This window comes from Formosimonas limnophila (genome assembly GCF_014652675.1).
GTDB lineage: Bacteria > Pseudomonadota > Gammaproteobacteria > Burkholderiales > Burkholderiaceae > Hydromonas > Hydromonas limnophila.
On record NZ_BMZG01000003.1, the window covers coordinates 22,693 to 47,876 of the forward strand.

Consider the following 25,184-nt stretch of genomic DNA (forward strand, 5'->3'; position numbering starts at 1 on the left):
AGTATTTTCGATTAACCCATACACAAGGAGTCAATCATGGGCATTTTAGATTCAATCAAAGACCTCGCGAACAAAGCGGTGGATGCTGTACAAGATGCGGCAGCAGACGCTAAGCAAACTTATGACGAGCACGGCGGTATTTCTGGCATCGTTGATAAAGCGGGTGAAGAACTCTCTGAACTCGGTGATAAAGTGGCAGACGTTGCCAGCGACGCCGCTGAAAAAGTGAAAACCACTGCCTCAGCCGCTGTGGACTCAGCCCAGGAACTTGCTGCCAAAGCGGGTGAAGAGCTGTCTGAGTTGGCACAAAATGCTAAAGATGCAGCCTCAGAAGCCATTGACAAAGTCAAAGGTGATGACGAAGCGCCAAAAGCGTAAGCATTGCTGCATCATTTGAAAAACCGCTCATTTAGATGAGCGGTTTTTTATTGTCAGATGATTCTCTCAAAAAAATGATTCTTTCCACTCACCATAGGTTATTTCTTTAACTTGGCTGGGTATAGGAGCGTCCCACAGCATCTTAGGTTCAGCAGAGATTATTTTTGATGTCTGTTTAAAGTGCAAAGGTTTTTTAATTGTTGTGTCAAACTTCAAAATTGATTCAACAGATACTTTTGCATGAAAACTCTTCATTTTTTTGTCCCAGTTTTCTGTAGAAAAGCCTTTTAACTCAGATAGGAAGGTCTTTATGAGTTGCTCGGATGTTATATCGTATTCATATTGTGTCTCTATGGTCAATATGTTGCCACTTACGGTTACTTTGTTTGGTAGGAGGATATTGGTTTCATCTCGTGTTGTTATCGTAATTACACTGTTTCCTCCTCGTTCTCTTGTATTTTTATCTAGCTTTGAAATAATGCAACCTTGCATATCCCAGTCTAAACGATCTTTTTTTCGTAAATATTCCTTAGCAGCTCTTTTTCTTTTTGGGACATACCCTTAGAAATAGAGTCAACAAAACCTATGTCAATACTGCCATAAGAACAGCCATCGTTATCAAAGTAGACAGTTGTACTAAATGGAATAAATGTTGGATCACCTGGTTTGTTTGGCTGGATATGTAAAATTTTGCTCATCATGGAGCCATTGTCGGAAGATAAGATTGCAACCATATATTTTGACTGTCGCTCTTTTCCATCTATAACCTCACGCTCAGTTACAACAGAACTGATTCTTGATTTAAATGGCTGCGGTGATTGATTTGTTCCGTTTAAGTCTTTGGCATATACTGCTGCAGTAAGAGCTGCGCCAGAAAACAAAAGAAATGATGCGATTTTAAGGATGTTTTGTACTTTCATTTTATTCACTTTTAGTTGGTCACTTAAGCCTATTTTAACCAAATAAACTGTAATGAGATTTGCTCAGGTACTATGTTATCAAACAATTTAAACCATGTTTCCATTATCGGCGCAGGTCCTGCGGGATTGATGGCGGCGGATGTGTTGTCTGCAGCAGGTGTTCGTGTGTCTGTGTTTGAGGCCAAACCTTCTGTGGGACGTAAGTTTTTGATGGCGGGTAAAGGGGGCTTGAATATCACCCACAGTGAGAACCTCAATGACTTCATTGGCCGATATGATCAGTCTGAGTGGCTTGCGCCGATGCTGCGTGCGTTTGATGCAGAAGCGATTCGACAGTGGATGGCTGGTTTGGGCGTTGCGTCGTTCATCGGAACGTCTGGGCGGGTGTTTCCCACTGAGATGAAGGCGGCGCCACTGTTGCGTCATTGGTTGGCTGAGTTGAAAAAAAGAGGTGTTCGGGTGCATTGCCGTCATTATTGGCAGGGGTTTTCTGCTAATGGGGCTTCTCGTTTTGCGACTGGGAATGGTGTGATTGAGGTGGCGGCTGATGCGACAATTTTGGCGCTCGGTGGCGGAAGTTGGCCGAGTTTGGGTTCTGATGCGTCGTGGGTGAGTCGGCTGGCGGCGCATGGTGTCTCTGTCAATCCTTTGTTGCCATCAAATGGTGGCTTTGATGTGGCGTGGTCTGAGTTCATAAAAAAACTGGCTGGCTCACCTGTAAAAAACATTGTTGGCTGGGTTGAAGATCAAAATGGTCACCAAATGGGTACAAGTCAATCTGAGCTAATGCTCACCGATTATGGCGTCGAGGGTGGTTTGATTTATGCTTTGTCGCGTCCTTTGCGTACGCAATTGTTGGCAAATGGCGTGGCACATTTGTATTTGGATTTGTTGCCCAATGTGACGATAGAAGAGCTGACCCCAAAACTGACGCCAGTCGGTAAAGAAACGCTCAGCAATGTCTGGCGCAAGGCGGGTTTGGATGGCGTCAAAGCCGCGTTGGTTCGAGAAGTGTTGCCAAAGTCTAACTGGGTCAATGCGGCACAAGTGGCAAAATGTGCCAAAAGTTATGTGTTGCCCCTCATCGCCATGCAGCCGATGGAAACTGCCATCAGCACTGCGGGCGGTGTGACGCGTGACTCTGTTGATGAGCGACTCATGTTACACGCGCTGCCGAATGTGTATTGTTGTGGGGAAATGCTTGATTGGGATGCACCGACAGGTGGGTACTTATTAAGTGCCTGCTTTGCCTCTGGGCGCTGGGCTGCTGAAGGGGTTTTGACTGCGTTTAAATAATCGCGTCCATTGAGCGGATCCTAAAATTTGTGGTGGCAATGAAAAAAGCCTGTCTGATGATCAGACAGGCTTTTTGACGAGTGCAATTTAGACTGGTGCTAAATCATCAACGAGTGGTGTAGCCACCATTGGCGAAAATCGTTTGCCCCGTCATCCACCAGCCGTCGGTGACCAAGAACTTCACAATCGGAGCGATGTCCTCGATGTCGGTGAGCCCCTTTTTCGAGTAGCCAGACAGCGCTGCGGCGCTGGCGTGGTAAGCGGATGATTCTTTTGACTCTTGGCCATAGAAGAATGGTGTATCCATCGGGCCTGGGCCAATCGCGTTGACAGAAATGCCGCGTGCGCCGAACTCTTTTGATGCAGCGCGAGTGTAGTGCTCTACTGGGGCTTTGCTGCCTGGGTAGATGGCGTACGAGTCGGTATAAGCTGCGAGCAGTGAACTGACGATGGTGACGAGTTTGCCACCGTCGTTGAGTTTTTTGCCTGCTTCTTGGATGAAGAAGAATGCGGCTTTAGAGTTTACAGCGAATATTTTGTCGTAATCTTCTTCGGTGACATCCACAATGGGCTTTTTGATGACCATGCCCGTGGTGTTCACGGCGATGTCGATACCGCCAAACGCTGCGATGCCCGCGTCGAATAATCGGGTGACATTGGCTGTCTCTGTTAAATCACCTTGTACGGCGATGGCGTCGGCACCCAATGCTTTGACAGCAGCGACGGTTTCGTCGGCGGCCGCTTTCGTGGCATCACTGTTGTAATGCACCACAATGGCTTTTGCACCACCTGCCGCCAAGTCACGAGCAATTAAACCGCCCAAGTTTTTTGCGCCGCCGCCGATGAGTACGACTTTTCCTGATAATGTATGTCCCGCCATGTTGACTCCTTAAGGGTAGGTTGACTGAATGAATGGTTCAGACGAAGTGCCTGTGTGTGGCATCTTATGCGCTTTATATTGGTAGATAAATCCGTATAATGATAATAAACTGTTTAATAAATACCAACAATCGGAAGGCTCAACATGGATCAAATCGACACGCTCAAGCTGTTTGTGCGTTTGTCTCAGACATTGAGTTTTAGCCAAACCGCCGAGGACTTCGGGTTACCACGTGCAACGGTGTCCAATGCGATCGCGCAGTTAGAAGCTCGTTTGGGTGTACGGCTTTTGCACAGAACCACACGAAAAGCTCAGTTGAGTCAGGACGGGCTGGTGCTGCTGTCGCGCTGTGATGCACTTTTATCAGAGTTTGATGAAATACACCGATTGTTTAAGACGGAGCAGGACTCGGTGGCGGGACGGCTGAGGGTGGATGTGCCCAGTCGGATTGGGCGACGGGTGATCGCGCCTGCTTTGCCAGCGTTTTTGAATCAATATCCCCAAATTGAGTTGGAGCTTGGGTCAACCGACCGTAAAGTCGACTTGGTGCAAGAAGGCATTGATTGCGCGGTTCGTGTCGGACATTTGGATGACAGCAGTTTGGTGGCGCGTTCATTTGGTGCTCTGCCTGTGATTAATTGCGCGAGTCCTGATTACTTGGCTCGTTACGGGACACCACGACACCCTGATCAATTGGCAGAACACTGGATGATTCGTTACGGAGTTGGCTCTGGGTGGGTTTTGCCATGGGACTATGTGAATGAACAAGGTTTGACTCAACTGGCCAATATCAAGGGGCGAGTGACGGTGAATAATGCCGAAACTTATATTGCCTGCGCGCTTGAAGGGCTTGGGCTGATTCAAGTGCCACATTATGATGTTGCCCATCATTTGGCATCAGGTGCGCTGGTTCAGGTTTTGCCTCAGTACCGTGCAGAAGCGTTGCCGATTCATTTGTTGTACCCGCACCGTCGGCATTTGTCGCCTCGTGTTCAGGTCTTTATGGATTGGATGAATTCGCTGATGCGTGGGTTTGTGGTTGATTCTATATAGTGTGTTTAATATCTACTATCTATGGGTGATGGCATTTTTTGTCTGAGGCTTTGCGTTATAATCGGGCGTTTCATCGCTGCCTATATTGTGTGAGCAGCGTTTATTTTTCATTGAAAGTATTGATCATGGCTCTTGTTCATCCTCAGTTTGACCCTGTGGCATTTAATCTGTTTGGTTGGCCCGTTCATTGGTATGGTCTGACTTATTTGGCGGCGTTTGCCATGTTTTTATTGGTGGGCAAATACCGTGCTCGAAAGATGCCATTATTGGGTTTTAAACCCATTGAGTTGGATGATATTTTGTTTTACGGTGTGATTGGTGTGATTGTGGGGGGTCGTTTGGGTTATGTGTTGTTTTATAAACTCGACGATTACTTGGCCAATCCGCTGGATATTTTGAAAGTATGGCAAGGTGGGATGTCGTTCCACGGTGGTTTTTTGGGTGTTTTGGTCGCCATGCGGTGGTATGGACGCAAAACGCACCGAAATTTTTGGGAAGTGACGGATTTCATTGCGCCGATGGTGCCGCTGGGTTTGGCCGCAGGTCGTTGGGGCAACTTTATGAATGGCGAGTTATGGGGGCGTGTGTCGGACAAGGCTTATTCATGGTTGATGGTGTTTCCTCAAGCGAATGGCGCCGATGAGAAATTGCTGTTGACGCAGCCTGATTTGTTAAATAACCCGACGATTGCTGCTGTGTGGCAAGCCTTGGGTGGCTTACCGCGTCATCCATCGCAAATTTATCAATTATTGGGCGAAGGGATTTTGCTCTTTATTGTGTTGTGGCTGTATTCACGCAAAATGCGACCGATGGGTGCTGTTTCTGCGGTGTTTGTGATGGGGTATGGCTTGATGCGCTTCTTGGCGGAGTTTGCGCGCGAGCCCGATGACTTTTTGGGCTTATTGTCGGGCAATTTATCGATGGGGCAATGGTTGTCTTTGCCGATGATTGCTTTTGGGATTGGTTTGATGGTTTGGTCGTATAAGAAAGAAGCAGTTTGATTGATGCGTGATAATTAATAAGACGAGCATGGCTCGTCTTATTTTTGACCTATTGACAGGAAAACAAACATGAGGGGCTGAGAGATGTCCTTCTTGAACAACGAAGTAGCCATCATGTACAAAAAACACCCACTGATTTATAAAAACCGAGTCAGAAACGTATGTGTGTGCTGAAGTGAGTCGCCTTTATTGGCTTTTACCAAAAACACCCAAACCAATGCCTGCCAGAATAAACGCTGACCCAGAGGTTCTATTAAAACGCAGCATGTTTTTTGGACTAGCGAGAAAACCGGACAACCACGTGCCACCCGTGGCATAAACCAGCATCCATGACAATTCAATCAAAGCAAAAATCGTCAGTAAGGTGGCCGCTTGTGGCAGCAAGGCCGCTTTTGCATCAATAAACTGTGGGAAAAAAGCCAAGCCAAACAAAATGGCTTTCGGATTTGATAATGCTACGGCAAAGCCCGTTGAAATCCGTTGTGTCAATGATGGCAGTGTTTTGGGCTGTGCTGGTGCGGAGTCAGTGGGTTGCGTCATTGGCTCGTCAGTGATTTTCTCCATCCACATTTTGATGCCCAAATAAATCAAATAGGCGGCACCCAGCCATTTCACAATGGTAAAAAGCGTTTGTGAGGCTTTGAGTAATGCGCCCAAACCTGTCATCGAAATGCACAATATCAAAAGCACACCTGCCACAGCCCCAAGCATGGTGGGTAAGGCATGTCGCCAACCGTAGCGGATGCCTTGGGTCATGGCGAGCAGCATGTTTGGCCCAGGTGTGCCCGAAATGACGAACACAGCGGCGATGTAAGTGAGCAGCAAACTAAGCGAAATCATAAAAAGTCCTGAGAGTCATATGGTGAATACAAAAATACTATTCCAGTATTGTGAATCATTTGGGCATTTTATGGGTTTTGGGTGAGTTTGTGCGCAATTTGGCTCAGCCAATGTTGATATAGATTCTGCTCGATGTCGTGTAAGTCATCCAATAGGGTGCGCCAGTTAGGGTCGAATACATCGAGTTGTGTCGTCATGTTGTCTAAATGCCCTTCTTCCTCTGCCAGAATTGATTTGACATGCACACGGCTGCCCGTAGCTTCGAGCGCTTTCTGATAAGTGGTGTACAGCATCATCGCTCGTACTTCGATGAGGTATGTGACGAGCAGATAGCAGCCGTGTTTAAGTGCTCGTCCTGTTTTGCCTGAGTTGACCAGATATCGGGCGCAGCTCATGTCCAATTTGTGCAGATAACGATAAGAGGCTCGCGGTGCGAGTGTGTGCTCGGGTGCATAGTCTGGGCTGAGTTGATCCAGTTTGCTGATTTGTTTTTTGAGGAAGTAGGCGTGGCGTGCTTCTTCAAATGCGTGTTGTAATGTGATGAGATCAACATGGATGGGGTGGACGTAGGCGGCAATTTTTCGCGCACCGACAGATTCCATCATCGATAGGCTGTTTAGCCAACGTGCGTGTAGTGCATTGTCGGCAATGATTGTTGGCAGCAGTTTGGCCAAATGGGGGCAGTGCGTATCAAAGTTTTGCATAAAATTCCATTAGATAATGGGTAAATCGGCATGGCTGTCGCTTTCTAAAAACTCGCGAATCGCTTGATAAATATGCTGCAATTGCTCATGTGTGATGCAGTAGGGTGGAATGAGGTACAAAACATTGCCCATGGGGCGAAGCAGAATACCGCGTGCCAAAAAATAATGATAAATTCGGTCTCGCTCGTAGCTTAAATAACCATTGCCGCCAACCGTTTTGATGGTCATGGCGATGATGGTACCGCAGGTGCGCACGTTGTCGATGCGCTCGTTTTGTCGAATTTCCTGAGCAAATCGTTGATGAGCCGTCTCAATATAAGCACGGCGAGTCGTCGACTCATCGGATAGCAATAATTTCAAACTGGCCAGCGCAGCGGCGCAAGCAATTGGGTTGGCGGTGTACGAGTGACCATGATAAAACGCATGTGTCACGTCATCAGTATAAAACGCATCAAACACGTCAGCGCTACACGCAGTGATTGCGAGCGGTAGTGTGCCGCCCGTGATACCTTTTGATAAGCAAATCATATCGGGTGATTCGGTGAGTTGCTCACAAGCAAACAAAGTCCCCGTGCGACCGAAACCCGTCATGACTTCATCTGCAATCACAAACGCACCGTGCTCATGAGTGGCTTTGAATAAAGCACTCAGTGCATGAGCGTTGTGCATTTGCATGCCTGCAGCACCTTGTACCAGTGGCTCGATAATCAGTGCTGCGACGTCCTGTGTCGCTAATATTTTTGTCAAAGCGGCTAAACTGACCGCGGCATTGTCCGAAGTGGGGACAGGAATGAACACCACTTGGAATAATTTGTCATCAAATGGTGCGGTAAATAAGCCGCGGCTGCTCGCTGCCATAGCGCCGAAAGTGTCGCCATGGTAACTGCCTTCTAAGGCGACAATGGTTTTTCGGACTGCTCCACGATTGTGAAACACCTGTAGTGCCATTTTGATGGCGATTTCGGTCGCGCAGGAGCCATTGTCTGAGTAAAACACTTTACTCATTGTCCCTGGTAAAAGTGGTAAAAGTTGCTCTGCATAAGCCACCGCTGGTTCATGGGTCAATCCTGCGAACATACAATGTGCCAATGTATTGGCTTGCTGATAAATCGCATCGGCAATTACGGGATGGGCGTGTCCGTGCAGATTCACCCACCACGATGACACTGCATCAATATAGCTTTTGCCCTCTTCGTCAAACAGCAATGCGCCTTGACCGCGCGTGATGCCGATGGCATTCGGGCGCAGCTTCATTGGGGTGTATGGATGCCAGATGGTGGCGGTGTCTCGTTGTTTTAGCGAAGTGTTTATCATTGGTTTAGCAAAAGAAAAGTGTCGGTTAAATAATCAGTCATGGTTCACATCGTTTAGCGCTCTGAACGTCGCTGCCATGGGCGCAGTGCAGGGTTTAGCTCAGCGCTGATTTGCTGAGAGACTTTTGCAATGCTTTTTGCGTCGAGTGATGTGAATAATGGCACGCGAGCCAATATAGGCAAACCTGAGTAAGCGGCAATAAATGTCTCACTTGACTCAAGTGCGTTGCCATTGATGATCAAACCAATCACCGTCACCTGACGTGCTTTTAGCGACTCAATCGCTGACAACGTGTGATTGATTGAACCAAGGTAATGTTGTACCACCAGCACAGTTGGCCAACCGTGATGGGCGAGTAAATCGGCCACGGTGTCATTGGCTGTGACGGGTGACATCACACCACCTGCTGTCTCAATCAACAGTGGTGTCTCTGTGCTATTGGGTGCTTTCAGCGATGCAATGTCGATATGAATGCCTTCGATCTGAGCTGCTATATGCGGCGATGCGGCGGTTTTTAGGCGAAATGCCTCTGGAAAAACACGGCTGTTTGATTGGCTTAACAACCGTTGTACTATCATGCTGTCGGAGTTGTCGAGCTCGCCCGCCTGAATCGGTTTCCAGTAGTCGCACTGTAATGCTTGTGTCAAGGCAGCAGCGCTGACAGTTTTTCCAATCCCTGTGTGAATGCCTGTAATGGCCAGTGGTGTCATGTCGTTTGCAATGCTTTGTGTAAAGTGTGAAACAATAAATCCAACTCGTCTTCGGTATTAAATGAATGCAAGCAGATACGCAGTCGCTCGGTGCCTTCGGCAACTGTCGGTGACAGAATCGGCCGCACATCCAATTCGTGAGATTGTAAATATTCAGCGATTTGCCGCGCGTGCCTGACATGACCGACAATGAGCCCCTGAATCGGTGTCGTGCTATCTAACCAGCTCGTGCCGAATACAGACCAGTCCCCCTCAGATATCCGAGAGCGAAATGAGTCAATCACGCCATGTAGTCGCTTGCGTGAAGTGACATCATCACGCAATAAATCATAAGCACGGCTAATTGCAGCATAACTCGCAGGAGGTAGAGCTGTGCTGTAAATGAAAGGACGCGAGAAATTAATGAGCACATCAATCAAATCACGAGAGCCGAGCACCGCTGCGCCATGACAACCCATGGCTTTGCCGTAGGTGTGGATGCGCACGTCAATCTCTTGCTGCAATCCTAAGTGCTGCACCAAGCCTTCGCCGCGTGCGCCAATCACACCTGTACCATGCGCTTCATCGACGATGAGGCACGCACTATGCTGTTTGGTTAGCTGGACGATTTCTCTTAACGGCGCCACATCGCCATCCATGGAGTAAACGGATTCAACCACCACCGCAATCACTTTATCCGCATGCATGGCGAGCAAGTTGGCCAAGTGCGCCACATCGTTGTGGCGAAATTTATACACATGCCGAGACAGAGACAGACGCATGCCGTCGATCAAGCTGGCATGACACAACTCATCGTATAAAAATACGGTGTGGCGGTCACTGATGGCTGCCAGTGTGCCGATATTTGCATCAAACCCAGAGTTAAAAATCAAGGCAGCGGGTGCATCATGAAACGCTGCGATGCGTGACTCCAGCATATTGATGGTTTTCGTCTGGCCAGACAGCAAACGAGAACCTGTTGCGCCGTGGCGACCTTCAGGAAAGTTTGTGAGCAGCACATCCGCGCGACGCGCCCAGCCCAAATAATCGTTTGAGCAAAAGTCGATGGATACGGGTTCACGCAGCTGGCGACGCTGACTGGTTAAGTCACGTTGCGTTAATCTTTTGGCCCAAAGACGCGAGAGTTTTGATGAGAGGTGCATGAAACGATTGTAGCGCAGCCATTGTGTTTTTGGATAGCCCACATTTGACTGCGTTATTTGTGATTTTCTTGTTATTTAGATACAGTTGGCCGAAATTGGTTGCTGCTTGCACGAAAGGGTTGTTTTGCGGTATTCTAACCGCTCGATTAACTCGAAATCTACTTCAATGTCAGACGACTCCCCCTTACGCGAAACCAGATCCAAAACCTTATTTGAACGCTTTTCTGCTTTATTTGATAGCGAGCCAGAAACCCGCGAGCAACTCCTCGAAATTTTACACGGCGCACGTGAGCGCGATTTACTTGATGATGATGCGCTGTCTATGATTGAAGGCGCATTACAAGTTGCAAGCCTGAAAGCACGCGACATCATGGTGCCTCGTGCACAGATGGACGTGGTGGATATCGAGGAGACACCTGACGAATTCATCCCGTTTGTCATCGAAACCAGCCACTCTCGCTTTCCTGTCGTCGAAGGTGGCCGAGACAAAGTCATCGGTATTTTGCTGGCCAAAGACCTATTGCGTTACTATGTAGACAAAGACTTTGATGTGCGTGATAACTTACGCTCGGCAGTGTTCATCCCTGAGTCCAAACCGTTGAATATTTTATTGCGCGAGTTTCGCGAGTCACGTAACCACATGGCGATTGTCGTTGACGAATACGGCGGTGTCTCTGGCTTGATTACCATCGAAGACGTGCTCGAGCAAATCGTCGGTGACATCGAGGACGAGCATGATTGGGATGAAGAAGCTGACAACATCATTGCAGACAGAGCAGGGCGCTATCGCGTCCGCGCATTGACTGAAGTTGAGCAATTCAACGAGTTCTTTCATGTTCAACTATCAGACGAGGATGCTGACACCGTGGGCGGTCTTGTGACTTCAAAACTTTCGCGTATGCCACGTCGTGGCGATAAAGTGTTGGTTGAAAATTTCGAGATGGAAGTCTTGCGTGCTGACGCGCGGCAAGTCCATGTCCTGATGGTGCGCCAATTAACTGAGGAAGAGTTGGCTTTGCTCAGTGAAGAAGCACAGAAAGTTGAAGATTAAGTTCGACTTGTTCAATTTAAAGCAAAAATCGGTGTCGAGAGACGCCGATTTTTTGTGTCGAAAAACTTGATCATCAGAGGCAAGGTTTGAATAAAAACACATAGACTTTATCTGCGCGGTGTTTTCGGTTGAGAGTAAACAAATACAACTCACATAGAGTTCACACACAGCATTTACATTACCTTGATCTTTAAATTACAGGAGGATTAGATGCCGTTTACATTCGCTCATCCCGCAGCAATTTTACCGTTTCGTCACTGGTTTGGCTCTTCAGATGGCGCGTTGTCTGCCTTGGTGATTGGTAGTGTGATTCCGGATATTCCCTACTTTTTTCTTTTTTTACCCAGTGCTGATTTGACACACTCGTGGCTGGGCTTATTTAAATGGTGTCTACCGCTGGCGTTGGTGGTTTGGCTTTTTTGGCGGTGGTTGGTTGTGCCATTGTTGGTTGATGCATTGCCGAGCTTTGTTGGACAACGCTTGCGTTTGATGCCAGTGGTTTGGCCAAAATCTATAGGCGCTTGGTTATTGGCTTTATGTGCAGTGTGTTTGGGTGCAGCGACCCATCTGCTGTGGGATGGGTTCACGCATCGCTTGGGTTTTGTGGTGCAGATGTTTCCAGAAATGGAGCGTGAGGTATTTGCTTGGCAGGGTTATACGTTGACGGTTTATCGACTGCTGCAGCATCTTAGTTCATTGGTTGGGGTGTCTGTATTGCTATTTTTTTGCGTGCGTTGGTTGCATTCGACACCGCCTGAGGGTTCTTATCAGCCTCGTGATTTTGCTTGGTTACTTACTGTGCTTGTTGCTTTACTGTTAATGGGCGTGATACGTGTTTGTTGGTTTTCGGGGACGTTTATTGCGGAGAAATTATTGTTCTTAAATGTGGTTTGGATGATTCGCTGGGGATTAGTGGTGGCTTTGGCGTATGTACTCTTTTGGCATGGTCGTCGGTATTGGCACGCTGCACATAAATAATGTGAAACCCCGCAAAATGCGGGGTTTCTTTTTGACTGATCTAGCCTTTGATGCATACCACTTGCTTTAATGTGTGTACCACTTCGACCAAGTCGGTTTGGTTCGCCATCACGATATCAATGTCTTTGTACGCGGCGGGAATCTCATCGACCACGCCTTCGTCTTTTCGACATTCGATGCCTGCGGTTTGTTCTGCCAAATCGTGCGTGGAGAATTTCTTCTTCGCCGCACTTCGGGAGAATTGACGACCTGCGCCATGTGAGCAGGAGCAGAATGACTGCTCGTTGCCCAAGCCACGCACGATGTAGGATTTCGCTCCCATCGAACCTGGGATGATGCCGAGCTGTCCTTCGTGTGCGGCGATAGCGCCTTTTCGGGTGATGAATAAATCTTGCCCAAAATGCGTTTCTTCCGACACGTAGTTGTGGTGGCAGTTAATCGCTTCCGAGGTCACCGTGAACGGTGGCACGTGCGGTTTGAGCGCCGCAATTACTGCTTCCATCATCACCGCACGATTCACCAAGGCATAATCCTGCGCCCAGTACATAGCTTCGACGTAGTCGTCAAACAGTGTTGAGCCTTCCGAAAAATAGCACAAGTCACGATCTGTCGGTAGGTTTAACTGATGACGGCGCATGTCCGCTTGAGCCGCGTTGATGAAGTATCGACCAATGATGTTGCCAGTGCCACGCGAGCCTGAGTGCAGCATAATCCAAACTTGCTCAGCTTCATCAATGCAAATCTCGATGAAGTGATTGCCGCCGCCAAGCGTGCCGACTTGGCATAGCCAATGGCGCTGCCAGTCTTTGGTCATTTTGGTCAAACCTGTGTGTTTGGCCATAATGGCATCGAGTGGTGGCGATAGTTTGCGCGCAGCTTTTTCGACGGCCGCACCTTTGACTTTGCTGAATTCGTGTTGATTAAAGCCAACTGGCACGGCTTTTTCAATCGCTGAGCGAATTGCTTTTAGGTTATCGGGTAAATCACGAGCGTTCAGAGACAAGCGCACCGCATTCATCCCACAACCAATATCCACGCCGACAGCCGCTGGAATAATTGCACCGCTGGTCGGGATCACCGATCCAACAGTCGCACCAATCCCGACGTGAACGTCAGGCATGGCCGCGACGTGTGGGCCGACGATGGGTAAATCAGCCGCGTTGAGCAACTGGTTAAGCGCTTTGGAGTCAACGTCAGTTGTCCATACTTTGACTGGCACACGCGCTTTGGTTAATTCAATTTGAATGGCCATAAGCATTCTCACTTTGTTTGTGAATGCGTTTTTTACAATTTTGTAAAAGGTTCGTTAAAAAACGAGGGCTGCTTGTATTGCAGGGTATAAAAATGATTTGAAATCACGCAGTTGTTATTGTTTTAGCGAATATCAAAGAAGTGAAACTTGTACTGTGCAACCAGAGTGTTTACGGGATGATAAAGCCGCTTGTTTTTAGTTATCTTGGAGCGGTAAGATGGCTCGCATTGTTTATGATATTCTTAAAATGGGCAAGAGAGATTTTGTTTTTAGGCAGGAAATGGCAATAAACCCTCAAAAATCGTTGTAAAAAAACAACGATTTTTGAGGGTTTGTGTTTGGTGGACACTTAAATCTGACCTGTTCAAAACAACTGTGTGTATTGCAAAAATAATTTTTCGAGCCAAATGCGTGTGTTTAGTGGATGTTCTGCCGCGCGTTGTTCTTTGAGCAGTTGTTGTTGCCAGTGGTGCAGTTTGGTAATGAGTTTTTCTGCAGGGGCTTGTTCAGACAAACGCGTCAGGGCTGGTTTGTGTTTTTTGAAATATCTGGCGTCACCTGCTTGCTGTGCGATGCAGCTTAAGTCGTGAACCCATCGTTGTAACCAAGTGATGACAACGCCCATGTCAATGCTCAGTGGCTCACCTGATAACTGGGCTTTGGCGGCGTCTTTGATGTGTTTGTCAAATTGCTCAGCCAGTTTAAGGGCGTTGCTTTGGGCGCCTTTGGCCAATTTGCTGGCAAATTGCTCTTGTAACGTAAAGTAATTGGTCGTGTTTAAATTAGCCACACGCATGACCGCGCCGTTTTCTGCGTGGAGTTTATCAGCCCAATCGTTTTGAGAAGCGATGGTTGTATTCAAGTAGTCCATCGCGCTGGAGAGCTCAGGTGCTGGTGCTGTCAGGCGTTGGCAGCGGCTGATGATGGTCGGCAGGAGTTGCTTGACATCGTGGGTGAGTAGAAAAAACAAGGTGTGTGAAGGCGGCTCTTCGAGCGTTTTGAGCAGCGCATTTGCCGCGTTGGCATTGAGCGTATGTGCGGGATAAATGAGTACGACGCGCAGACCACCCCGGTGACTGGTTTGGTTGACCATGCTTGCTAAATCACGCACTTGGTCGATGGTGATGTGTTTGCTCGGTTTTTCGGGGCGTGTTTCTTCGATCTCATTGGTCACATCCCAAATGGTCGGGCGCAGAATGCGGTAGTCTGGGTGGCTGGATGCTTGAATGAGCGAGCAACCCGCACAGTGACCACAGGCTTCAAATGAGCTATTGGGGGTTTCACAAAGCACACTGGCGGCGAAACTGTGTAGGAGTGATTCGCCACCTGTGTCTTCGGGGCTGACAATGAGATACGCGTGGCTGCGATGGGTTTGTTCATGCCACTTCTGGAATGTGGCTTTGTGCCATGGCAGTACAGCTGGAATGGCTTGGCTCATACTAAAGTGATTCCCAATCTGGCGTGAACAGCGTCAATGATTTGTTGCTGTGTGTTTGCAAGTGTTTGACTGCTGTCGATAATCGCGATGCGTTGTGGTGCTGCTTTGGCGCGAGCGAGGTAAGCATTGCGCGTTTTGGTGAAAAAATCAGTCGATTCTTTTTCAAACTTGTCCAACTGTGCGCGCCCCTGAGCCAAGCGTGCTTGTGCGACTTCGAGTGGCACGTCGAATAACAGCGTCAAATCGGGTTGCACATCGTGCTGTACCCAACGCTCGAGTTGTTCAATTTTATCAAATGCGACGCCGCGGCCACCGCCTTGATAAGCGTATGTAGCGTCAGTAAAACGGTCTGAAACCACCACGTCACCCGCTTGCAATGCGGGCAGAATCACGCGAGCCAAATGCTCGCGACGACTGGCGAACATGATAAGCGTCTCTGTTTCTAAATCCATTGGTTCATGCAGCACCATCTCGCGTAGCTTCTCGCCCAGCGGTGTGCCTCCTGGTTCGCGTGTCAAAACGACTGTTTTACCGATGTTTTGGAGTGCTTGTGTGAGCCAGTCAAGGTGTGATGATTTTCCTGCGCCATCAACGCCCTCAACAGTGATGAATGTGCCTGTCATGTTATTTTTTCAGTTGGTATTTTTGGACTGCGGCATTGTGTTCTGCCAGTGTTTTAGTAAACTCGCTGGAGCCATCCCCGCGTGCGACAAAATAAAGCACGTCACTCAACGCTGGGTTTAATGCGGCGTTAATCGAGGCGGTACTGGCTGTGGCAATCGGGGTTGGCGTTAACCCATCTCGTGTGTAAGTGTTAAATGGGGTGTCGCGTTGTAGATCAGCTTTGGTGATGTTGCCTTTAAAGTTCTCTCCCATGCCATAAATCACAGAGGGGTCTGTTTGTAGGCGCATGGGGATTTTAAGCCGATTGACGAATACTGCCGAAACCATGGCGCGGTCGCTGGCTGTGCCCGTTTCTTTTTCAATGATTGATGCCATGATGAGCGCCTCGTAAGGGGTTTGGTACGGTAGATTCGGTGCACGCTTTTCCCACTCGGCGTTGAGTTTTCTGAGCAATAATTCATGAGCGCGTTTGAGGACGGCGGTTTCTGGCTCGCCTTTGCTGTACTGATACGTGTCTGGGAATATCATGCCTTCAATAGAGGGCGCGTTAATATTGAGTGCTTGGGCGGCTTGCGCCACATCAAAGTTCTGTGCGTCGTGCGTTAAGTCGGCTTTGGCCAAAACAGCCTTAATTTCTCGCCATGTCACCCCTTCTGGAATGCGCACGCGGGTTGGAATCACTTCACCACGAACCAATTTGCCAAAAATATTGGATAAGCTGGTGTTTGGTGAAATTTCGTACTCGCCCGCTTTGAATTTTTTGCCATTGCCCGTTAGGAAAGCGAGTAGCTGAATCTCGGCTGCGCTGATGGAGCCGCCGTTTTTTTCAGCGATGTTTGAGAGTTGTTCGGCCACGACTGAAGCACCTTCGCCTTCTTTGATGGTCAGTGTGGGTTTGGTTTTGTTTGATTCGCCAAGGTCGCTGTAGAGTCGTAAGGTAAACCATGAGGTTAGCACCAGCAAAGCGACGAGCAATGGGCGAACAAGACGGAGGAATTTCATTGTTGTGTGAGAATGAGGTTACAATTACCCGTATTCTAATAGACTTACAGGACAATAGGGCATGAGTCATACACAATTTACCAAAATCGAATTACAAAACGGCGTATACGTCTCCTTGGCCAACTATGGCGTGATTCGTGCGACAGGTGCTGATGCCAAGTCGTTTTTACATGCGCAATTGACGCAGGATGTACAAAATTTATCCGACGCAGAGACAAAGTTGGCGGGATATTGCTCTGCCAAAGGTCGTTTATACGCCATCTTTCAAATGTATATCCAAGGCGAGGATGTGTACCTCATCACGCATCGTTCTGTTTTAGAAATAGTCATCAAGCGTTTGCGCATGTTTGTTTTGCGTGCAAAAGTGGTGTTGGACGACGTGTCAGACAGTCTGCCCATCATCGGATTTTGTGCGCCCAGTGCATTGAGTGCTGGAACGAAATTGGTCGATGGCGATGTGGTTCGATTGGGGCTTTTGCCTGCTGTGATTGACGGCGTGCGCTATGCGCGCGAGCTGCGTGTTGGTGTGGCTGGTGTGGTGAATGATGCTTTGGCTGCTGATGTCAATGCGTGGGAATGGTTGGAGATTATGGCGGGTGTGCCGCATGTTCAGGCTGCAAACTCGGAGGCTTTTGTACCGCAGATGGTTAATCTGGACAGAATTGGTGGTGTGAACTTTAAAAAAGGTTGCTACCCAGGTCAAGAGATTGTGGCGCGCAGTCACTATTTGGGTAAACTCAAGCGTCGTATGCAAAGCGCGGTTTTGGAATGGACGGATGATCAGCCTCAGCTAACGATTGGTACAGATGTTTATTCGAGCCAAGACGCTACTCAGCCTGCTGGTCAAATCGTTGCTGTTGCAGCCAACCCTATTTCGCCCAACACGTCACACGTATTGTATGAGGTGAGTCTGCCGATGGTTGAGGGCGATGCAACTTTATCGGCTCAAGGTGTTCACGCCATTTGGCAAAAAGCTGCATTGCCTTATGCTTTATCTGATGCGTGACAACCCCATAAATCCTCAAAAAACGAAAGTGTTGTAAACCCGCCAATAATAGATTCTCTGAAATGAGTTCTAAAAATCTACATCCAGACATCGTGCTCAAATCAAGTTGAGCGGTTAAAAAACTGTTTTCCTTGACGCGTTTTATTACAGTATTTCGGAAAAAAATACTGTAATAAAACGCAAACAAGTCCGCCTCACGCCGCTTGGCAGCCCAGAGGTATGGTGTCAATATCAAGCCGTCTCTGGGAGGTCAGCCATTTGGCCGAATGCTACAGAGTCCAGCCGCCCGATAATGTATAAATTCACCATTCACGCAAACTGCAAAAAATGCGGGGGATTTTTACACATAGCGAGGACCATTAACTATGCAACACAAAAGATCTAAAAAGATGCTCACAGCCGCGACTCTTGCTTTGGGTTTGACCCTGTCAGGTTGCCTCACCATGGGCAACATGGAGGGCGGATTTACCGAAAAAGTGCGCCGAGAAAACAAGCCAGTCCTAACCGACACCCTTGTTGCATTCGCTATGCCCGATATGCAAACCGCCCAAGTAACGAGCCAACAGCATCTGCTATTGGTCGGCCGTAAGAATGGTTACTTGCTCACCAAAGGTCATGAGTTGGTCCTCAAAGTGGCTGAAGGTTTCGGCACAGATAACGACCCAATGCCAATCAACTTTCCATCGCCACATATGCAGCCTGCCGTCTGTATATAGACGGTGATGCTGCGTGGGGTTGCGTCGAGTTCCGCTACACAGCCACTACACAAACCAATGCGGATATGAAACCAGCGCGGTGTCACAACTCGGCTTTACACCACTGACTGATGAGTTGAATAGTACCCACTCGCCTGTTTATAAGCTACGAATCCCAATTGATGCGGCAGAGAAAGACGAATTGGATTTATTCAAAATTAAATTGCCCGAATTTCAGCAAACACGTCAGTTAACATTCTATGAGCCCGACAGCAATTCGTACAGCGGACGCCCGAAAATTAGTAGGGTTTTGCTCGCGCCTATTGCGCTGGCAGCTGACGTAGTCACATCGCCATTAAAGGCGATTGGACTCGGCTTCTTGGCTTACGCATTTAAAGACGGATTTTAAATGGTAGGTATTATAAATTCCAATGGGGCGGCCACAGACTCCCTTTTTATATGCCATATTAGCGGTGATTTTTAAAGAGATTGGTGAAGGCTTTTTGACGAATTTAACCACGCAGGCCATCGGGCGTGATTTAGTCCTTATACCTTGCAGAAAAATATCAATGAGCACACCAACGGGCGAGTCACGTCACCTAATTTTATCGAGTTGAATGTGATGGCGCGTTGCACTCGGGCTTGATTCTGCAAGGTGGTTTGTGCAAATCCCAGCTGTTCAAGTTCACAGAGCACAGGTATAATGGCAGGCTGCGTTGAAAGAAGCCTTTGCCTCATTAAAGTGCTATTTTTCGTCCCCAGTATATAAACCTGTCACGGCGAGAAACCCATGAAAAAAGTGTACATCAAAACCTTCGGCTGTCAGATGAATGAATATGACACCGACAAAATGCACGACGTGCTGCGCGATAAAAACGGTTATACCAAAACCGATAACATTGACGACGCAGACATCGTTTTGCTCAACACCTGCTCCATTCGTGAAAAAGCCCAAGAAAAAGTCTTTTCGGACTTGGGTCGTATTCGCAAATTGAAAGCCAAAAATCCCAATTTGCTCATCGGTGTTGGCGGTTGCGTGGCCTCTCAAGAAGGCAAGAATATCGTCGCTCGTGCGCCTTATGTTGACCTCGTGTTTGGCCCTCAGACCTTGCATCGTTTACCAGAGCTGTTGAGTAAACGCGCCAGCACAGGTCGATCACAGGTGGACATCGAGTTTGTCGAAATCGAAAAGTTCGATCATTTGCCGCCACCACGCGTTGAAAAAGCGACGGCTTACGTCTCGATTATGGAAGGATGCTCGAAATACTGTAGCTTCTGCATCGTGCCTTACACCCGTGGTGAAGAGGTTTCGCGTCCGTTCGATGATGTGCTGACAGAGATTGCTGATTTGGCTGATCAAGGGGTCAAAGAAGTTAATTTGCTCGGTCAAAACGTCAATGGCTACCTTGGTGAAATGGGAAATACCTCAGAAAAAGCCGATTTTGCGATGCTCCTCGAAACCATGGCGCACATCCCTGGGATTGAGCGCATTCGCTACACCACGAGTCATCCGAATGATTTTAGTGATCGCTTAATCGCTGTCTATGACAAAGTCCCACAGCTGGTCAATCACCTTCATTTGCCTGTGCAAGCAGGCTCTGACCGCATACTCACTGCGATGAAGCGCAACTACACAGCGGAAAGATACCTCGATATCATCGCCAGAATGCGAGCGATTCGTCCCAACCTGGCGGTGTCATCTGACTTTATTATCGGGTTTCCTGGTGAAACGGATGAGGACTTTGAAGACACCATGCGTTTGATTGACAAGGTGAAGTTTGATATTAGTTTCTCATTCATCTACAGTGCGCGTCCAGGTACGCCTGCGGCAAGTTTGGTGGATGACACGCCTTATGAAGTCAAACAGGCCCGTTTGCAACGTGTGCAGCATGAAATCGGTACTTATGCCAAATCGGTTGCCAGTGGGATGATTGGTACAACAGAGCAGGTACTTGTTGAAGGCTTGTCTTCTCGTGATCCATCTGAGCTGTTTGGTCGCACAGAGAACAACCGCATTGTGAACTTCAAAGCACCGACTGGTCAGCGTGCTCGACTGGTGGGGCAAATGATTGATGTCGAAATTACCGATAGTTTCACCAATTCATTGCGTGGGCATGTGGTGACAAGTGATGAGGCGATTGCGTTGTTAAAACCCATGCCGTACAGTGGTTTCATCACCATTCCCATCAGTATGCAGCCCTCGTCATAGAAGATTTTAGTGAACGTTCGTGCGGTTGATACACATGTTTTGAACAGAGTTGTCAGTTAAAATGACAACTCTTTTCTTTTTTGTCGCGAGGTTTCACAGTGTCGTCTACTCCCTATCAAGATAACCCAACTCCTATTCCCATTCACGAAGCCATGCCGCATCGCAAGGTACTGCGCTCGTGGCTGGAGTCACTGATGCAGCGCAGCACGCCTCGCGCTTTGGTGTTGTTGGTGGTTGATTATGTGTTGTTCTTTGCACTTGTCTCGGCTGCTGTGGCTGCGCCGCATTGGGCACTGCGTTTGTTGGCTGGGTTGGTTGCAGGCTTTTGGATTGGTCGTTTGTTCATCCTTGGCCACGATGCCTGCCATCAGAGTTACACGCCAAGCCGTACGCTGAATCGTGTTTTGGGGCGGATTGCGTTTTTACCTTCGTTGTCGGCTTATAGTTTGTGGGAAGTTGGACACAATGTGATTCACCACGGTTTCACTAACCTCAAAGGCGCAGATTTTGTCTGGGTGCCGAAAACCAAGGCTGAGTATGATGCCATGAGTCTACCTCGCCGCATACTGGAGCGCGTTTATCGCAGTGGTTGGGGCACATCGTTGTATTACATGATTGAAATTTGGTGGAACAAAATGTTCTTTCCGAACAAAGCCAATAAACCTAGCAATCGTCCCGCATTCCTTTGGGACAATGTTTTAGTATCGGTGTTTGCCGTGGTTTGGATTGCCGCTATTGTGGTGTGTGCACCGATGGTTGATGTGCCGATTTGGTCTGCATTAATCACGGCGTTTGTCGTGCCATTTATCTTTTGGAATGGCATGATTGGCTGGGCGGTTTACGTGCACCATACCCATGAGCGTATTGCATGGTATGACGACAAAAAGTCATGGGCTGCGGCGCAACCTTTTGTGACCACCACTGTGCATTTGACGTTTAAACGACACTTCGGCTCGATGATGCACCACATCATGGAGCACACGGCGCACCACTTGGATATGACCATTCCACTGTACAAGCTGAAAGAAGCGCAGAGTCGATTGGAGCATCTCTTGCCACAGCGCATTGTGGTTCAACCTTTCTCTTGGACGTGGTACTTCAAAACAGCTAAACAGTGCAAATTATATGATTATGAAACACGTCGTTGGACAGACTTTAAGGGAGCGCCGACGACAGAAGCGGCCATTGTCAAAGCTTAGCTGCGATGATGTGGTTGTGTGCGCTATAAGAAGAAAAGGCAGCGATGACGCTGCCTTTTGAAATGCTCTTTCATGAGACTTTGCGGGGTTTGAATCCACAGAGTTCGAACCGTCTGCACGGCAATCGCTGAATCTATTTTTACACATTACTAGCCAAACGCTGAAGTATTATTTATTGAAATTCAGCACCTATCTTTAGGTAGAAAAAAGAGTCCTTAAATTTTATTTTGCTTAATGAGGCTTTGGTAAATTGCTTGTATTTTTTGCTCTCCTTTACGCAGAGCTTCTGCTGAGGTGTGTACAGAATAGCGTCCTTGAACCAAGTTGTAAGCATGGCGCTGGGCACTGCCAAATAACACCGCTGAAGTGCTCTCGGGCGCGCTGGACAGTTGAATCGGATGCCCCGTGTCTTCCTCAAAAATCAGCAACGTATTGGCAAAATAGGTTTGACCATCGACCACCACGCTGCCTTTTTGTACATAACACCATGCCACGTTGTGGTGCGCTGGTGTGATAAATGACCACTCTGCATGTGTGGACAGATCGACATAAAAATAGTTCATATCGGTTGGTGTGTTCACATGTCCTTGTGCTGTTTGATACTGCCCAGTCAGCACACGCGTGTTATCGGCGTGTTCGATACGCTCAGGCGGTAAATATTGCCCTTCGGATGGCTCTTCTTCCACGCCCGCAGGCAAGGCCACCCAAAGCTGAAAGCCTTGGGCGTGCTCGCTGCCCGTGGGTTTACCTTTGTGCCACACGCCGCTACCAGCCTTCATCCACTCAATGCCGCCTGCCTTGACAATACCTTTTTGTCCCGACGTGTCTTCGTAATCCACATCGGCATCCAATTGGTGCGTCAGTGTGGCAATACCCGAATGTGGGTGAAAGCCAAAACCAAAGTCGCTGTGTAAAGGCGTATCCAAATAATCCAAAAAAATGAAAGGTTTGAGTTGCTGCCCTAAATCACTGGGGCTAAATACGCGGGTTATCGGGCCATGGCGATGACCTTGATGAGCGGCGGTGACTGTTCTGTATTTTGACATCATGCATTACTTTTTTATTATAAGAAAAAAATCATCATTCTTCACTTATCTATAATCAATCGCCGAACCGCTGCAATCGGTTCAAGATTTTTTGAACGGTGGGATTGAAGTTCATGGCTTATGAGGCTCATCGACAACAAACGCTGTGATGAGCTCATCCATCAGATTTTTTGATTAGCGCAAATTGCCCTTGGCTTGCAATTCAAAAATATTACCAGCTTCTGCTGCTGCAAAGAATGCACCGCTGGCAGGGTTTGTCCAGTTGCCCAACATGCCTGTAATCAATGGCATAGAGGAAATGACCAATGCACCTGCTTTGTTTAATTCATGTTCGGCATAGCGTTCACCCAATTGAGTGTTACCCCCTGAAGCATCGAGCAACGCCGCTACTTTAAAGCCTTCAGCGATAGCAGATAATGCTGGCGGCACTAAACAAACCTCGGTGGTTAAACCTGCCATAATCAGATATTTCTTACCTGTTGCGCGCACAGCATTAGCAAAGTTTGCATCGTCCCATGCATTAATTACGCCGTCGCGCTTGATTCGAGCTGCATAAGCCTCAGGTGCAATTTCTTCGAATTCAGGTAACAAGCGGCCTTGTGCTTGATCTTCCATGCTGCTGGTCATGACGATTGGCATGTTTGCGCCTTTGGCAAAGCGCAGTAGTAAATTGGCCCAAACCTTGATTTGTTCGCGTTGTTCGGGCGCGAGCGCACCAGCCCAATTGATGGTGCCGACTTGGTGGTCAACCAAAATTAGCGCGCTGTTTTCTACTGTAAATCCATTCATAGTTTTCTCCGGTGGTCGTTTAAAAGTGGTTTTGTGTGACTGTTTGAGTCAGGTTAAGTAAAGTCAAAACACAATAGTCACACAATAGTCATTATATTGTTGCTAAAATGGTTTTTCAATCTTGAATCAACAATCCTTTGTTGCCATAAAAGCATTAATTTTGAAAGGTTTGCCATGAAAAGTCATCAATACTTACAAGACATGGCCACATTTGTTTCTGTGGCGCGTCACAAGAGTTTTACTCTAGCAGCTCAAGAGTTAGATGTGCCCCCATCATCAGTTTCGCGACAAATCGCCCAAATGGAACAGCGGCTAAAGCTCAAGTTGTTTCATCGAACTTCTCGCAGTGTCAGCCTAACCCCCGTTGGCGTTGATTATTTTGCCCAAGCCCAAAGCGTGATTGATGCGGCTCAAAGCGTGTATGCGCAGGTACAAGGGCAAACACAGCAGGCCAAGGGTCGTATTCGGTTGTCTGCATCAATCACGGTTGCGCATGACTACGTGATGCCATTTATCTTTGTGTTTGCGCGAAAGTACCCTGAGATTAACATTGAATTAGAAGCGTCGCAGCGTTATGTTGATATTCTAGCTGAGGGATATGATGTTGTGTTGCGTTTGTCTAGTAAATCTCTAGCCGATTCAGATCTCATTGCCCAGCCGCTTTTAACGTTCAGCCATGGTTTATATGCAGCGCCAGACTATGTGGCACAAACTGGCGAGATAAACGAGCAAAATGTATCTCAAAAAATACAGAGACAACGCTGTCTCGTCATGGATGCGCGTCAAACTGATTGGCGATTGACTTGTCAGAATGATCCAAGCAGAATTCTTAAAGTTCCTATCGAGATTTGTCATGTGTTTGGCAGCATGCATATGTTGCACGAAGCCGCTTTGCATGGTCTTGGTATTGCCTGCTTGAGCAACAATGTTCAAACTGCACAGGAGGTGATTGAAAAGCGTTTGATTCGGCTTTTGCCTGAATGGCACACGCCGCCAACAACGCTTTATGCAACAATTGCCACGCGTGCTCAGCCACAACGGGTACGCATTTTTCTTGATGAACTGCGGGCATATTTTAGGCTTTAATTGAGCAGGCAGCACTTTATATATCATGTTTGTTAGATGCTCCTATCGAGAACTTGTGAAAAGAAAAAGGCCGCATAAAGCGGCCTTGATAGAGCTTCATTAAGCAAAATTGGGACAGGAATAGGGCGAGAAAATACTAAAATCCCTAACGCTATTTAGTCTTACTTTTTAGGAAATGCTATGTCGCGCGTACCGTCAAAGTCGAGAATGTTGATGCAAGCTTTTGGGCCAGCGCAGCTGTCGGCATGTAAGTCGTTACCGTGGACACGAACGAAGGCCTCTTGACCTGTTTTCACTTTCTTGCCGTTTGCATCAATATGTACCCATTTGCCTTGCACGGCGACGCCCCAGTAATCACGCGAGTGAGTGTGCGCTGGGATTACCACGCCTGGTTGAATACGGAAAGCGTAGACGGCCGTGCTATCTTCTTCTTTACCCCACAAAACGGCCATATCGACGCCTTTGACGCCAGCGGGTTGCCAGTCGACTTGATCAAATCGATGAACATCGCCAGCAAAGCTGGTCAACGAGGCGCAGAGTAGGACTGCAGTGGTGATTTTTTTGAGCATGA

27 protein-coding genes are annotated in these 25,184 nt (G+C 47.9%); 12 read left to right on the plus strand and 15 right to left on the minus strand.

All coding sequences use genetic code 11. The annotated features are described in order from the left end of the window. Window positions 1–36: 36 nt before the first annotated feature. Window positions 37–378: a hypothetical protein gene (locus tag IE082_RS02950; RefSeq protein ID WP_189491303.1), complete on the plus strand. Its 342-nt coding sequence runs from the start codon at window positions 37–39 to the stop codon at window positions 376–378. Window positions 379–444: 66 nt separating this feature from the next. Here the strand turns inward: IE082_RS02950 and IE082_RS02955 are convergent, their stop codons facing one another. Both IE082_RS02955 and IE082_RS02960 read right to left on the minus strand, forming a co-directional pair. Continuing rightward, window positions 445–870, minus strand: a complete 426-nt coding sequence (locus IE082_RS02955) for a hypothetical protein (protein ID WP_189491306.1) — start codon at window positions 868–870, stop codon at window positions 445–447. Window positions 871–878: 8 nt separating this feature from the next. After that, complete coding sequence (locus IE082_RS02960; protein WP_189491309.1) at window positions 879–1,298, minus strand: hypothetical protein; 420 nt, start codon at window positions 1,296–1,298, stop codon at window positions 879–881. 72 nt (window positions 1,299–1,370) lie between these two features. On the opposite strand from IE082_RS02960, the gene IE082_RS02965 reads away from it, so the two are divergent. Further along, window positions 1,371–2,594 carry a TIGR03862 family flavoprotein gene (locus IE082_RS02965; RefSeq protein ID WP_189491312.1) on the plus strand — a complete coding sequence of 408 codons (1,224 nt, stop codon included), beginning with the start codon at window positions 1,371–1,373 and terminating at the stop codon, window positions 2,592–2,594. Window positions 2,595–2,700: 106 nt separating this feature from the next. On the opposite strand, the gene IE082_RS02970 is transcribed toward IE082_RS02965, so the two are convergent. Next, on the minus strand, window positions 2,701–3,474 hold the full coding sequence (locus IE082_RS02970) for an SDR family oxidoreductase (RefSeq protein WP_189491314.1): 774 nt from the start codon (window positions 3,472–3,474) through the stop codon (window positions 2,701–2,703). A gap of 144 nt (window positions 3,475–3,618) precedes the next feature. Between IE082_RS02970 and IE082_RS02975 the strand changes: the two genes are divergently transcribed. Together IE082_RS02975 and lgt are read left to right on the plus strand one after the other, a co-directional pair. After that, complete coding sequence (locus tag IE082_RS02975) at window positions 3,619–4,527, plus strand: LysR family transcriptional regulator (protein WP_189491317.1); 909 nt, start codon at window positions 3,619–3,621, stop codon at window positions 4,525–4,527. A 125-nt stretch (window positions 4,528–4,652) separates the two neighbouring features. Next, window positions 4,653–5,528, plus strand: a complete 876-nt coding sequence (gene lgt / locus IE082_RS02980) for a prolipoprotein diacylglyceryl transferase (protein ID WP_189491320.1) — start codon at window positions 4,653–4,655, stop codon at window positions 5,526–5,528. Window positions 5,529–5,714: 186 nt separating this feature from the next. Here lgt and IE082_RS02985 read toward each other — a convergent pair whose 3' ends face one another. The 5 genes from IE082_RS02985 to IE082_RS03005 all read right to left on the minus strand — a co-directional run bounded on the left by IE082_RS02985 (window position 5,715) and on the right by IE082_RS03005 (window position 10,238). Next, window positions 5,715–6,368 (minus strand): LysE family translocator, encoded by a 654-nt coding sequence (locus IE082_RS02985; RefSeq protein WP_189491332.1) that lies wholly within the window; start codon window positions 6,366–6,368, stop codon window positions 5,715–5,717. A 68-nt stretch (window positions 6,369–6,436) separates the two neighbouring features. Next, the gene (locus tag IE082_RS02990; protein ID WP_229809686.1) at window positions 6,437–7,072 is read right to left on the minus strand and encodes a hypothetical protein; all 636 of its coding nucleotides are present in this window, start codon (window positions 7,070–7,072) and stop codon (window positions 6,437–6,439) included. A gap of 9 nt (window positions 7,073–7,081) precedes the next feature. Beyond that, window positions 7,082–8,386 carry an adenosylmethionine--8-amino-7-oxononanoate transaminase gene (locus IE082_RS02995; protein WP_189491335.1) on the minus strand — a complete coding sequence of 435 codons (1,305 nt, stop codon included), beginning with the start codon at window positions 8,384–8,386 and terminating at the stop codon, window positions 7,082–7,084. A gap of 53 nt (window positions 8,387–8,439) precedes the next feature. After that, window positions 8,440–9,096 carry a dethiobiotin synthase gene (gene bioD / locus IE082_RS03000; protein ID WP_189491338.1) on the minus strand — a complete coding sequence of 219 codons (657 nt, stop codon included), beginning with the start codon at window positions 9,094–9,096 and terminating at the stop codon, window positions 8,440–8,442. After that, window positions 9,093–10,238: an aminotransferase class I/II-fold pyridoxal phosphate-dependent enzyme gene (locus IE082_RS03005; RefSeq protein ID WP_189491341.1), complete on the minus strand. Its 1,146-nt coding sequence runs from the start codon at window positions 10,236–10,238 to the stop codon at window positions 9,093–9,095. Before IE082_RS03005 ends, bioD begins: the two co-directional genes overlap by 4 nt. A 166-nt stretch (window positions 10,239–10,404) precedes the next feature. Between IE082_RS03005 and IE082_RS03010 the strand changes: the two genes are divergently transcribed. Together IE082_RS03010 and IE082_RS03015 are read left to right on the plus strand one after the other, a co-directional pair. Then, the gene (locus tag IE082_RS03010; RefSeq protein WP_189491354.1) at window positions 10,405–11,289 is read left to right on the plus strand and encodes a CorC family transporter; all 885 of its coding nucleotides are present in this window, start codon (window positions 10,405–10,407) and stop codon (window positions 11,287–11,289) included. 210 nt (window positions 11,290–11,499) lie between these two features. Continuing rightward, complete coding sequence (locus IE082_RS03015; protein WP_189491357.1) at window positions 11,500–12,267, plus strand: DUF4184 family protein; 768 nt, start codon at window positions 11,500–11,502, stop codon at window positions 12,265–12,267. A gap of 40 nt (window positions 12,268–12,307) precedes the next feature. On the opposite strand, the gene IE082_RS03020 is transcribed toward IE082_RS03015, so the two are convergent. From IE082_RS03020 to mltG, 4 genes are all read right to left on the minus strand, one after another. After that, entirely contained in the window at window positions 12,308–13,519 is a 1,212-nt protein-coding gene (locus IE082_RS03020; protein WP_189491362.1) for an RtcB family protein, read from the minus strand. Window positions 13,520–13,883: 364 nt separating this feature from the next. Continuing rightward, window positions 13,884–14,957 (minus strand): DNA polymerase III subunit delta', encoded by a 1,074-nt coding sequence (gene holB, locus IE082_RS03025; RefSeq protein ID WP_189491367.1) that lies wholly within the window; start codon window positions 14,955–14,957, stop codon window positions 13,884–13,886. Continuing rightward, window positions 14,954–15,580: a dTMP kinase gene (gene tmk, locus IE082_RS03030; protein ID WP_189491370.1), complete on the minus strand. Its 627-nt coding sequence runs from the start codon at window positions 15,578–15,580 to the stop codon at window positions 14,954–14,956. Before tmk ends, holB begins: the two co-directional genes overlap by 4 nt. A gap of 1 nt (window position 15,581) precedes the next feature. Further along, window positions 15,582–16,583 carry an endolytic transglycosylase MltG gene (gene mltG / locus IE082_RS03035; protein WP_189491373.1) on the minus strand — a complete coding sequence of 334 codons (1,002 nt, stop codon included), beginning with the start codon at window positions 16,581–16,583 and terminating at the stop codon, window positions 15,582–15,584. A gap of 61 nt (window positions 16,584–16,644) precedes the next feature. Between mltG and ygfZ the strand changes: the two genes are divergently transcribed. From ygfZ to IE082_RS03060, 5 genes are all read left to right on the plus strand, one after another. Then, on the plus strand, window positions 16,645–17,589 hold the full coding sequence (ygfZ, locus tag IE082_RS03040; protein ID WP_189491376.1) for a CAF17-like 4Fe-4S cluster assembly/insertion protein YgfZ: 945 nt from the start codon (window positions 16,645–16,647) through the stop codon (window positions 17,587–17,589). A 365-nt stretch (window positions 17,590–17,954) separates the two neighbouring features. Then, a complete protein-coding gene (locus IE082_RS03045; RefSeq protein WP_229809687.1) occupies window positions 17,955–18,305 on the plus strand; it encodes a YidX family protein in 351 nt (116 codons plus the stop codon). Window positions 18,306–18,318: 13 nt separating this feature from the next. Further along, a complete protein-coding gene (locus tag IE082_RS03050; protein WP_189491408.1) occupies window positions 18,319–18,693 on the plus strand; it encodes a hypothetical protein in 375 nt (124 codons plus the stop codon). A gap of 381 nt (window positions 18,694–19,074) precedes the next feature. Continuing rightward, window positions 19,075–20,493: a tRNA (N6-isopentenyl adenosine(37)-C2)-methylthiotransferase MiaB gene (gene miaB, locus IE082_RS03055; protein WP_189491411.1), complete on the plus strand. Its 1,419-nt coding sequence runs from the start codon at window positions 19,075–19,077 to the stop codon at window positions 20,491–20,493. A 98-nt stretch (window positions 20,494–20,591) separates the two neighbouring features. Then, entirely contained in the window at window positions 20,592–21,692 is a 1,101-nt protein-coding gene (locus IE082_RS03060) for a fatty acid desaturase (RefSeq protein WP_229809688.1), read from the plus strand. Between the two features lie 215 nt (window positions 21,693–21,907). On the opposite strand, the gene IE082_RS03065 is transcribed toward IE082_RS03060, so the two are convergent. Further along, the gene (locus IE082_RS03065; protein ID WP_189491416.1) at window positions 21,908–22,741 is read right to left on the minus strand and encodes a pirin family protein; all 834 of its coding nucleotides are present in this window, start codon (window positions 22,739–22,741) and stop codon (window positions 21,908–21,910) included. Between the two features lie 171 nt (window positions 22,742–22,912). Next, window positions 22,913–23,527 (minus strand): isochorismatase family protein, encoded by a 615-nt coding sequence (locus IE082_RS03070; protein WP_189491419.1) that lies wholly within the window; start codon window positions 23,525–23,527, stop codon window positions 22,913–22,915. A 174-nt stretch (window positions 23,528–23,701) separates the two neighbouring features. On the opposite strand from IE082_RS03070, the gene IE082_RS03075 reads away from it, so the two are divergent. Next, on the plus strand, window positions 23,702–24,613 hold the full coding sequence (locus IE082_RS03075) for a LysR family transcriptional regulator (RefSeq protein ID WP_189491422.1): 912 nt from the start codon (window positions 23,702–23,704) through the stop codon (window positions 24,611–24,613). A gap of 161 nt (window positions 24,614–24,774) precedes the next feature. Here the strand turns inward: IE082_RS03075 and IE082_RS03080 are convergent, their stop codons facing one another. Further along, on the minus strand, window positions 24,775–25,182 hold the full coding sequence (locus IE082_RS03080; RefSeq protein WP_229809689.1) for a cupin domain-containing protein: 408 nt from the start codon (window positions 25,180–25,182) through the stop codon (window positions 24,775–24,777). Window positions 25,183–25,184: the final 2 nt, after the last annotated feature.

What these genes read in the sequence shown, in the direction of transcription:
- IE082_RS02950 (WP_189491303.1), top strand. Translation starts at nt 37, where the DNA reads ATGGGCATTTTAGATTCAATCAAAGACCTCGCGAACAAAGCGGTGGAT.
- IE082_RS02955 (WP_189491306.1), bottom strand. Translation starts at nt 870, where the DNA reads ATGCAAGGTTGCATTATTTCAAAGCTAGATAAAAATACAAGAGAACGA.
- IE082_RS02960 (WP_189491309.1), bottom strand. Translation starts at nt 1,298, where the DNA reads ATGAAAGTACAAAACATCCTTAAAATCGCATCATTTCTTTTGTTTTCT.
- IE082_RS02965 (WP_189491312.1), top strand. Translation starts at nt 1,371, where the DNA reads ATGTTATCAAACAATTTAAACCATGTTTCCATTATCGGCGCAGGTCCT.
- IE082_RS02970 (WP_189491314.1), bottom strand. Translation starts at nt 3,474, where the DNA reads ATGGCGGGACATACATTATCAGGAAAAGTCGTACTCATCGGCGGCGGC.
- IE082_RS02975 (WP_189491317.1), top strand. Translation starts at nt 3,619, where the DNA reads ATGGATCAAATCGACACGCTCAAGCTGTTTGTGCGTTTGTCTCAGACA.
- lgt (WP_189491320.1), top strand. Translation starts at nt 4,653, where the DNA reads ATGGCTCTTGTTCATCCTCAGTTTGACCCTGTGGCATTTAATCTGTTT.
- IE082_RS02985 (WP_189491332.1), bottom strand. Translation starts at nt 6,368, where the DNA reads ATGATTTCGCTTAGTTTGCTGCTCACTTACATCGCCGCTGTGTTCGTC.
- IE082_RS02990 (WP_229809686.1), bottom strand. Translation starts at nt 7,072, where the DNA reads ATGCAAAACTTTGATACGCACTGCCCCCATTTGGCCAAACTGCTGCCA.
- IE082_RS02995 (WP_189491335.1), bottom strand. Translation starts at nt 8,386, where the DNA reads ATGATAAACACTTCGCTAAAACAACGAGACACCGCCACCATCTGGCAT.
- bioD (WP_189491338.1), bottom strand. Translation starts at nt 9,096, where the DNA reads ATGACACCACTGGCCATTACAGGCATTCACACAGGGATTGGAAAAACT.
- IE082_RS03005 (WP_189491341.1), bottom strand. Translation starts at nt 10,238, where the DNA reads ATGCACCTCTCATCAAAACTCTCGCGTCTTTGGGCCAAAAGATTAACG.
- IE082_RS03010 (WP_189491354.1), top strand. Translation starts at nt 10,405, where the DNA reads ATGTCAGACGACTCCCCCTTACGCGAAACCAGATCCAAAACCTTATTT.
- IE082_RS03015 (WP_189491357.1), top strand. Translation starts at nt 11,500, where the DNA reads ATGCCGTTTACATTCGCTCATCCCGCAGCAATTTTACCGTTTCGTCAC.
- IE082_RS03020 (WP_189491362.1), bottom strand. Translation starts at nt 13,519, where the DNA reads ATGGCCATTCAAATTGAATTAACCAAAGCGCGTGTGCCAGTCAAAGTA.
- holB (WP_189491367.1), bottom strand. Translation starts at nt 14,957, where the DNA reads ATGAGCCAAGCCATTCCAGCTGTACTGCCATGGCACAAAGCCACATTC.
- tmk (WP_189491370.1), bottom strand. Translation starts at nt 15,580, where the DNA reads ATGACAGGCACATTCATCACTGTTGAGGGCGTTGATGGCGCAGGAAAA.
- mltG (WP_189491373.1), bottom strand. Translation starts at nt 16,583, where the DNA reads ATGAAATTCCTCCGTCTTGTTCGCCCATTGCTCGTCGCTTTGCTGGTG.
- ygfZ (WP_189491376.1), top strand. Translation starts at nt 16,645, where the DNA reads ATGAGTCATACACAATTTACCAAAATCGAATTACAAAACGGCGTATAC.
- IE082_RS03045 (WP_229809687.1), top strand. Translation starts at nt 17,955, where the DNA reads ATGCAACACAAAAGATCTAAAAAGATGCTCACAGCCGCGACTCTTGCT.
- miaB (WP_189491411.1), top strand. Translation starts at nt 19,075, where the DNA reads ATGAAAAAAGTGTACATCAAAACCTTCGGCTGTCAGATGAATGAATAT.
- IE082_RS03065 (WP_189491416.1), bottom strand. Translation starts at nt 22,741, where the DNA reads ATGATGTCAAAATACAGAACAGTCACCGCCGCTCATCAAGGTCATCGC.
- IE082_RS03070 (WP_189491419.1), bottom strand. Translation starts at nt 23,527, where the DNA reads ATGAATGGATTTACAGTAGAAAACAGCGCGCTAATTTTGGTTGACCAC.
- IE082_RS03075 (WP_189491422.1), top strand. Translation starts at nt 23,702, where the DNA reads ATGAAAAGTCATCAATACTTACAAGACATGGCCACATTTGTTTCTGTG.
- IE082_RS03080 (WP_229809689.1), bottom strand. Translation starts at nt 25,182, where the DNA reads ATGCTCAAAAAAATCACCACTGCAGTCCTACTCTGCGCCTCGTTGACC.